We start from the raw sequence: 7,762 nt of genomic DNA on the forward strand, positions 1-7,762 counted from the left end.
ACTATCGACCAGAGACCAATATTTCGCAAAAAAATGAGAAAGAATATTGACAAGTACCTATCTACATGATATAGTAGATAGGTAATGCTGATTTAGCTCAGTAGGCAGAGCGCATCCATGGTAAGGATGAGGTCGCCGGTTCGATCCCGGCAATTAGCACTAGATAAAGAGGTTGAGATTTTCTCAGCCTTTTTTGGTTTTAAATTAGGATTTCTCCTCGTTTAAATGCAATGCTTGTGGCTCTCATAGGCGCCCAAATATGATATAATAAAAGTAATATTAGCAAGGCAGGTAAAATATGTATATCGAAATGGTGGATGAAACCGGTCAGGTTTCTCAAGAAATCATCATGCAGACTCAGGAAATCTTGGAGTTTGCGGCTAAAAAGACGGGCAAAGAAAATAAGGAAATGGCTGTGACCTTTGTGACCAATGAGCGCAGCCATGAACTCAACTTGGAATATCGAGACACCGACCGGCCGACGGATGTCATCAGCTTGGAATACAAGCCAGAGCTGGATATTGCTTTTAATGAGGAAGATTTGGCAGACAATCCTGAGCTGGCTGAGATGCTGGAGGATTTTGACGCTTATATCGGCGAGCTCTTCATTTCGGTGGACAAGGCGCGGGAGCAGGCAGAAGAATACGGGCACAGCTTTGAGCGAGAGATGGGTTTTTTGGCGGTGCATGGTTTTCTGCATATCAACGGCTATGATCATTATACGCCGGAAGAAGAAGCGGAAATGTTTGGCTTACAGGAAGAAATTTTGACAGCTTATGGACTTACAAGACAATAAAAATAACAAGCGCAAGTGGAAAAATCGAGATGTCATATCGAGTTTGGAGTTCGCCCTGACGGGGATTTTCACAGCTTTTAAGGAAGAAAAGAATATGCGGAGCCATGTTCTTTCAGCTGTGGCTGCCATCATTGCAGGTTTGATTTTTCGGATTTCAGCGACGGAGTGGCTGTTCTTGCTGCTAAGTATCTTTTTGGTGATCGCTTTTGAAATCATGAATTCAGCTGTTGAAAATGTTGTGGATCTGGCTAGTGATTATCACTTTTCTATGCGGGCAAAGAATGCCAAGGATATGGCAGCTGGTGCAGTTTTGGTGGTTTCTGGTTTTGCAGTTATCACAGGTTTGATTATCTTTCTGCCAAAACTGTGGGATATTATTTTTTAGAGAAGGAATAGAACAATGACTTTTAAATCAGGCTTTGTAGCCATTTTAGGTCGACCAAATGTCGGCAAATCAACATTTTTGAATCATGTCATGGGGCAAAAAATTGCCATCATGAGCGATAAGGCTCAGACCACACGCAATAAGATTATGGGCATTTATACGACGGATAAGGAGCAGATTGTCTTTATCGACACGCCGGGAATCCATAAGCCCAAGACGGCTCTGGGTGATTTCATGGTCGAAGCGGCTTATAGCACCCTGCGTGAGGTTGACACGGTTCTCTTCATGGTACCGGCTGATGAGCCGCGTGGCAAGGGCGATGATATGATTATCGAACGCCTGAAAGCGGCTAAGGTGCCAGTTATTTTGGTGGTTAATAAAATTGATAAAGTCCATCCAGATCAGCTCTTGGCGCAAATTGATGATTTCCGTCAGCAGATGGATTTCAAAGAAATCGTGCCAATTTCGGCTCTGCAGGGCAACAATGTTTCCCGTCTGATTGATATCCTTAGTGAAAATCTGGAGGAAGGTTTCCAATATTTCCCAGAAGATCAGATTACCGACCATCCAGAACGTTTCTTGGTTTCAGAAATGATTCGCGAGAAGGTTCTACACCTGACTCGTGAAGAAATTCCCCATTCAGTCGCGGTGGTTGTTGACAGCATGAAGCGAGACGAGGAGACGGACAAGGTCCATATCCGAGCGACGATCATGGTCGAGCGAGACAGCCAAAAAGGCATTATCATCGGTAAAGGTGGCTCCATGCTCAAGAAAATCGGTTCTATGGCTCGACGAGATATTGAGCTCATGCTTGGAGACAAGGTCTTCCTTGAAACCTGGGTCAAGGTCAAGAAAAACTGGAGAGACAAGAAGCTGGATTTGGCAGACTTTGGCTATAATGAGAAGGAATATTAATAGAGCAAGAATTTTTCATTTCTGATTATTGATTGAATCGTAGATAGGAAAATTGAATGAACAAAGACTACATTTCCTATATTCGCTCCAAGGTGGGGCATGATAAGGTTATCTTGAATTTTGCTGGTGGAATTCTAGCAGACGAGGACGGCCGTGTGCTTCTGCAGTTACGAGGCGATAAGAAAACATGGGCGATTCCTGGAGGAGCTATGGAGCTCGGGGAGACTTCTCTGCAAGCAGCCGTGCGCGAATTTTACGAAGAGACAGGCATTACTGTTGAAGTCAAGCGCTTGCTGAATGTTTATACGAATTTTGATGAATCTTATCCTAATGGTGACAAAGTGCAGACGGTTGTCTTTCTGTATGAACTGCAGGCACTGGAGAATGTTGATATTTCCAATTTTCATAATGAGGAAACACTGCGTTTAGGCTTTTTTTCTAAAGAAGAAATAGCAGAGCTGGATAATGTATCGGATAAACACCGCCTGATGTTAGACGAGTATTTTTCGGACAGCTTTGCTATGGGGCTATGATATTGAGAATACTAAGAAAGGAGCTTTATGCCTGAATTACCTGAAGTGGAAACGGTTCGGCGCGGTTTGGAGCGTCTGGTTGTTGGTAAGACGATTGGGCAGGTGCAGGTCCGCTATGCCAAGATGATTGGCACGGGAGTGGATGCTTTTGTCCATGACTTGCCAGGTCAGACCATTGAAAAGATCGGCCGTCGGGGCAAGTATTTGCTCTTTTACCTGACGGGTGGAGTGCTGGTTTCCCATCTACGAATGGAAGGCAAGTATCTTTTTTATCCGGATGCGGTGCCTGAGCGCAAGCATGCCCATGTTTTTTTCCAGATGACAGATGGTGGAACGCTTGTTTATGAGGATGTTCGCAAGTTCGGTACCATGGAGTTACTAAGAAAAGACCAGCTGGAGCTTTATTTTGCTACCAGAAAGCTTGGTCCTGAGCCGACAGAGGCGGACTTTCTTTTGTCACCTTTTGCAGCAGCTTTGGGTCGTTCCAAGAAGCCTATTAAACCCTATTTGCTGGAGCAGACCTTGGTCGTTGGGCTAGGTAATATCTATGTAGATGAGGCGCTTTGGCGGGCGCGGATTCATCCGACAAGGCCAGCAGATAGTCTAAAGCCTGCTGAAGTCAAGCGACTGCGTGAGCAGATTATTGAAGTTTTGCAGCTTGGGATTGAGAAGAGGGGCTCGACCATTCGGACCTACCGCAATGCTTTGGGCGAAGATGGCACGATGCAAGATTTTCTGCAGGTCTATGGAAAGACCGGTCAACTCTGTGCTAGATGCGGCAGCCCGATTGAAAAAATGAAGCTGGGTGGACGCGGTACTCATCTCTGTCCTCATTGCCAGAAAGCGAGGTAGCTGTTGTGGTAAGAATTATTGGTATCACCGGCGGCATTGCTTCAGGTAAGTCAACTGTGACAGATTTTTTGAAGCAGCAAGGCTATCAAGTCATTGATGCGGATCAAGTGGTGCATGAGCTGCAAGAGCCGGGAGGACGACTGTATCAAGCTCTTTTATCTACCTTTGGCACAGCTATCTTACAGGAAGATGGGCGATTGGACCGACCCAAGCTGGGAGCTATGATTTTTGGGAATCCTGATGTCTTGGCGCAGTCCAGCCAGCTTCAGAACGAAATAATCCGAGAGGAGTTGGCTCACAGGCGTGACCTACTAGTAGAGACAGAAGCTGTCTTTTTCATGGATCTTCCCTTGTTGTTTGAGTTAGAATATGATAACTGGTTTGACCAAATCTGGCTGGTGGACGTAACAGAAGAAACTCAGCTCAGTCGCCTTATGAATCGAAATGCTCTCAGTCGGGAAGAAGCAGAAAAGCGCATAGCAGCTCAGCTATCTTTACAAGAAAAACGAAAGAGGGCAGACGTGCTGATTGATAATAATGGCTCGCTAGAGGAAGCACGACAGCAGATTCGCGATGCTTTGCAGAAATTAGAAAGAAGATGATTCTATCACGATACAAGTAAATTGGAAACATAATCTGAAAATCGCCTGGTTTGGGAACTTCCTGACAGGTGCCAGCATTTCTCTAGTCACTCCTTTTATGCCCCTATTTGTGGAGCAGCTAGGAGCGCGTGGTCATGAGGTGGAGTATTATGCTGGTCTTGGCATTGCCCTTTCGGCTGTTTCGGCAGCCTTTTTATCCCCTGTCTGGGGCAGTTTGGCTGACCGCTATGGCCGTAAACCTATGATGATTCGGGCAGCTACGGCTATGGTCTTTACCATGGGCGGCATTGCCTTTGTGCCTAATATTTTTTGGCTCTTGGTCTTGCGCTTTCTCAACGGAGTTTTTGCGGGCTATGTGCCCAACAGCACAGCCTTGATTGCCAGTCAGGCTCCTAAGGACAAGACGGGCTATGCGCTGGGAACTTTGGCAACAGGTGTTGTTGCGGGCAATCTCATGGGACCCTTGATTGGTGGAGTGATTGCTGAAGTCTTTGGCATCCGCAATGTCTTTCTTTTGATTGGCTTTTTCTTTCTGATTGCGACCCTGATGACGGCTGCTTTTATCCGAGAAGATTTTAAACCAGTCACCAAGGAAGAGGAGATTGGCTTTGGGGAACTCATTCGCCAGATTAGATATCCCAAGCTATTGCTAACTCTTTTTCTGACTAGCTTTGTTATCCAGTTTGCAGCCCAGTCTATTGGTCCGATTCTTTCCCTTTATATTCGGGAGTTAGGCCAAACGGACAATTTGATTTTTGTATCTGGCTTGATTGTTTCGAGTATGGGACTGTCCAGTATGCTGAGCTCAAGTATTTTAGGTCGGATGGGGGATCGGATGGGCAATCATCGTTTGCTCGTTTTAGCTCAGTTTTATTCTATTATCATTTACCTGCTCTGTGCTCATGCAGGCTCTTCGCTCCAACTCGGTTTTTACCGTTTCTTGTTTGGTTTAGGGACTGGAGCTTTGGTGCCAGGGGTCAATGCCCTATTGAGCAAAATCACGCCTAAGTTTGGGATTTCTCGAATCTTTAGCTACAACCAGATTTTCTTTTATCTGGGTGGCGTCATCGGCCCCATGTCAGGTTCGGCTATTGCAGCGACAGCAGGCTATCATTCAGTCTTTTATGCTACAGCAGGCTTAGTGGGACTGAGTCTCCTTATCAACCTTTTTTGTTTTGGAAATTTATTGAAAAAGAAGGAAATCTAGTGCGCGTTAAAATTCATTTGAAATGCTCCAGTTGCGGCAGTCAAAATTATCTAACTAGTAAGAATAGTAAGACTCATCCTGATAAGATTGAGGTATTGAAGTACTGCCCCAAGGAAAGAAAAGTAACCTTACATCTTGAATCTAAGTAGATTTTATGGTAAAATAGAAAGGATTTTAAGGAGTTTTATTTATGTATAGCCTATTATTAACGATTTTAGTCATTTTATCAGGTTTTATTGTCATTGCTATTTTCATGCAACCAACTAAAAACCAATCTAGTAACGTGTTTGATTCGAGTGCCAACGACCTTTTTGAGCGGTCTAAAGCACGTGGATTTGAAGCTGTGATGCAGCGTTTGACCGGATTATTGATCTTCGTCTGGTTGCTGATTGCCTTGATATTGGCAGTATTATCTAGTAAATAAAATGGGCTCTGACTTTGTCTTGGCCTTTTTTTAAAGTTTAAAAAGAGGGGAATATCAAGAGCCCCTCATAGTATAGAAAGAAAGTATGAAAGCAGAAATTATAGAATATTTAAAAGAAAAGCAGCAGGCTAGCGTACATGAGATGGCGGCTGCTCTGGGGAAAGAGTCTTCCAAGGACTTTAGTGCCTTGGTCAAGATTATCTCCCAAATGGAAAGAAAGCATCAGATTCGCTTTGATGATGAGGGGCGGATTGAGCTTTATGAGAAGAAAAAGCAGGAGCGTCTGACGCTCAAGGGTGTTTTTCATGCCCACAAAAATGGCTTTGGCTTTGTCACCCTGAATGAAGAAGAGGATGATCTTTTTATCAGCCGTAATGATGTCAATCATGCCATTGATGGCGATACGGTGGAAGTGGTCATTACCAAGGTAGCAGACCGCATCAAGGGAACATCAGCTGAAGCTAAGATTATCGATATTTTGGAGCACAGCCTGACGTCAGCGGTTGGTCAGCTGGTGTTGGATGAGGAAAAGCCCAAGTACGCGGGCTATATCCGCTCGAAAAACCAGAAAATCCGCCAGCCTATCTATGTCAAAAAACCAGCCATGGTTTTAGATGGCACAGAGGTGCTCAAGGTCGCTATTGACAAATATCCAACCAAGAAACACGATTTCTTTGTAGCTAGTCTGATTGATGTAGTCGGTCATGTCAACGATCCAGGTATAGATGTACTGGAAGTGCTGGAGTCGATGGACATTGTCTCCGAATTTCCAGAAAAGGTCTTGGAAGAAGCCGAGCGAGTTCCGGATGCACCGACGGAGAGTGATTTTGAAGGACGTTTGGACTTGCGAGAAGAGATTATCTTTACCATCGATGGAGCGGATGCCAAGGATTTGGACGATGCTGTTCATATCAAGCGCTTGAAAAATGGCAACTTTGAACTTGGTGTCCATATCGCAGATGTGTCCTACTATGTCAAAGAAGGATCTGAGCTGGACAAGGAAGCTCTCAATCGAGCGACCTCTGTCTATGTGACCGACCGTGTGGTGCCTATGCTGCCAGAGCGCCTGTCCAACGGCATCTGCTCCCTCAATCCCAATGTGGATCGGCTGACCCAGTCGGCTATCATGGAGATTGATGCCAAGGGGCGCGTGGTCAAGCATACCATTACTCAGTCTGTCATTAAAACGACCTTCCGCATGACCTACAGCGATGTCAACGACATCATCGCAGGAGATGAGGAAAAGGCTGCGCAGTTCAAGGCTATTGTGCCTAGTATTGACAGTATGGTCCAGCTACATGAGATTCTGGAAAGCATGCGCTTTAAACGCGGTGCACTCAACTTTGACACCAATGAAGCTAAAATCATAGTCAACAAAGAAGGCCGGCCAGTGGATATTGTCCTGCGCCAGCGGGGAATTGCCGAGCGCATGATTGAATCCTTTATGCTAGTGGCGAATGAGACGGTGGCTGAGCATTTTGCTAAGCTAAATCTGCCCTTCATCTATCGGATTCACGAGGAGCCTAAGGCGGAGAAGGTGCAGAAGTTTATCGACTACGCCTCTAGCTTTGGGATTCGGATTTACGGAACGGCTAGCTCTATGAGTCAGCAGGCTCTGCAGGATATTATGGAGGCAGTCAAAGACCAGCCTTATGAGGCTGTCCTGTCTATGATGCTTTTGCGCTCCATGCAGCAGGCTCGCTACTCTGAGCACAATCACGGCCACTATGGTCTGGCAGCGGAGTTTTATACGCATTTTACCAGTCCTATTCGCCGCTATCCGGACCTTCTGGTTCACCGGATGGTGCGGGATTATGGCAAGTCTAAGGAAATAGCAGAGCATTTTGAGCAAGTGATTCCAGAGATTGCCAGTCAGTCTTCCAGCCGAGAGCGCCGGGCTATCGAGGCCGAGCGTGAAGTTGAAGCTATGAAGAAGGCTGAGTACATGGAAGAATTTGTTGGGGAAGAGTTTGACGGCGTGGTTTCAAGCGTGGTTAAGTTTGGACTCTTCGTCGAGCTGCCTAATACGGTCGAAGGCTTGATTCATG

Annotated in this window: 10 protein-coding genes and 1 tRNA gene; all 11 read left to right on the forward strand. The window is 45.6% G+C overall.

The window, feature by feature from the left end; all coding sequences use genetic code 11:
* The first annotated feature begins 86 nt into the window (after positions 1-86).
* Positions 87-159, forward strand: a tRNA-Thr gene (locus SCRDD08_RS04045).
* Positions 160-298: 139 nt separating this feature from the next.
* Positions 299-796 carry an rRNA maturation RNase YbeY gene (gene ybeY, locus SCRDD08_RS04050; RefSeq protein ID WP_061422544.1) on the forward strand — a complete coding sequence of 166 codons (498 nt, stop codon included), beginning with the start codon at positions 299-301 and terminating at the stop codon, positions 794-796.
* Positions 777-1,181 carry a diacylglycerol kinase family protein gene (locus SCRDD08_RS04055; RefSeq protein WP_045499229.1) on the forward strand — a complete coding sequence of 135 codons (405 nt, stop codon included), beginning with the start codon at positions 777-779 and terminating at the stop codon, positions 1,179-1,181. The genes ybeY and SCRDD08_RS04055 overlap by 20 nt, the downstream gene beginning before the upstream one ends.
* A gap of 15 nt (positions 1,182-1,196) precedes the next feature.
* Complete coding sequence (era, locus tag SCRDD08_RS04060; protein ID WP_061422545.1) at positions 1,197-2,096, forward strand: GTPase Era; 900 nt, start codon at positions 1,197-1,199, stop codon at positions 2,094-2,096.
* Between the two features lie 56 nt (positions 2,097-2,152).
* Positions 2,153-2,629: an NUDIX hydrolase gene (locus tag SCRDD08_RS04065; protein ID WP_061422546.1), complete on the forward strand. Its 477-nt coding sequence runs from the start codon at positions 2,153-2,155 to the stop codon at positions 2,627-2,629.
* 27 nt (positions 2,630-2,656) lie between these two features.
* Entirely contained in the window at positions 2,657-3,481 is an 825-nt protein-coding gene (gene mutM / locus SCRDD08_RS04070; RefSeq protein ID WP_061422547.1) for a DNA-formamidopyrimidine glycosylase, read from the forward strand.
* 5 nt (positions 3,482-3,486) lie between these two features.
* Positions 3,487-4,083 carry a dephospho-CoA kinase gene (coaE, locus tag SCRDD08_RS04075; protein ID WP_061423262.1) on the forward strand — a complete coding sequence of 199 codons (597 nt, stop codon included), beginning with the start codon at positions 3,487-3,489 and terminating at the stop codon, positions 4,081-4,083.
* Positions 4,084-4,093: 10 nt separating this feature from the next.
* The gene (locus tag SCRDD08_RS04080; protein WP_414162614.1) at positions 4,094-5,290 is read left to right on the forward strand and encodes a multidrug efflux MFS transporter; all 1,197 of its coding nucleotides are present in this window, start codon (positions 4,094-4,096) and stop codon (positions 5,288-5,290) included.
* Entirely contained in the window at positions 5,290-5,439 is a 150-nt protein-coding gene (gene rpmG, locus SCRDD08_RS11005; RefSeq protein WP_005590723.1) for a 50S ribosomal protein L33, read from the forward strand. The genes SCRDD08_RS04080 and rpmG overlap by 1 nt, the downstream gene beginning before the upstream one ends.
* 41 nt (positions 5,440-5,480) lie before the next feature.
* The gene (gene secG, locus SCRDD08_RS04085; protein WP_061422549.1) at positions 5,481-5,714 is read left to right on the forward strand and encodes a preprotein translocase subunit SecG; all 234 of its coding nucleotides are present in this window, start codon (positions 5,481-5,483) and stop codon (positions 5,712-5,714) included.
* Positions 5,715-5,799: 85 nt separating this feature from the next.
* The coding region (gene rnr / locus SCRDD08_RS04090) for a ribonuclease R (protein ID WP_414162607.1) at positions 5,800-7,762 on the forward strand (1,963 nt) is incomplete at its 3' end.

The sequence above is a fragment of the Streptococcus cristatus genome (genome assembly GCF_001578775.1).
GTDB lineage: Bacteria > Bacillota > Bacilli > Lactobacillales > Streptococcaceae > Streptococcus > Streptococcus cristatus_A.

What these genes read in the sequence shown, in the direction of transcription:
- ybeY (WP_061422544.1), top strand. Translation starts at nt 299, where the DNA reads ATGTATATCGAAATGGTGGATGAAACCGGTCAGGTTTCTCAAGAAATC.
- SCRDD08_RS04055 (WP_045499229.1), top strand. Translation starts at nt 777, where the DNA reads ATGGACTTACAAGACAATAAAAATAACAAGCGCAAGTGGAAAAATCGA.
- era (WP_061422545.1), top strand. Translation starts at nt 1,197, where the DNA reads ATGACTTTTAAATCAGGCTTTGTAGCCATTTTAGGTCGACCAAATGTC.
- SCRDD08_RS04065 (WP_061422546.1), top strand. Translation starts at nt 2,153, where the DNA reads ATGAACAAAGACTACATTTCCTATATTCGCTCCAAGGTGGGGCATGAT.
- mutM (WP_061422547.1), top strand. Translation starts at nt 2,657, where the DNA reads ATGCCTGAATTACCTGAAGTGGAAACGGTTCGGCGCGGTTTGGAGCGT.
- secG (WP_061422549.1), top strand. Translation starts at nt 5,481, where the DNA reads ATGTATAGCCTATTATTAACGATTTTAGTCATTTTATCAGGTTTTATT.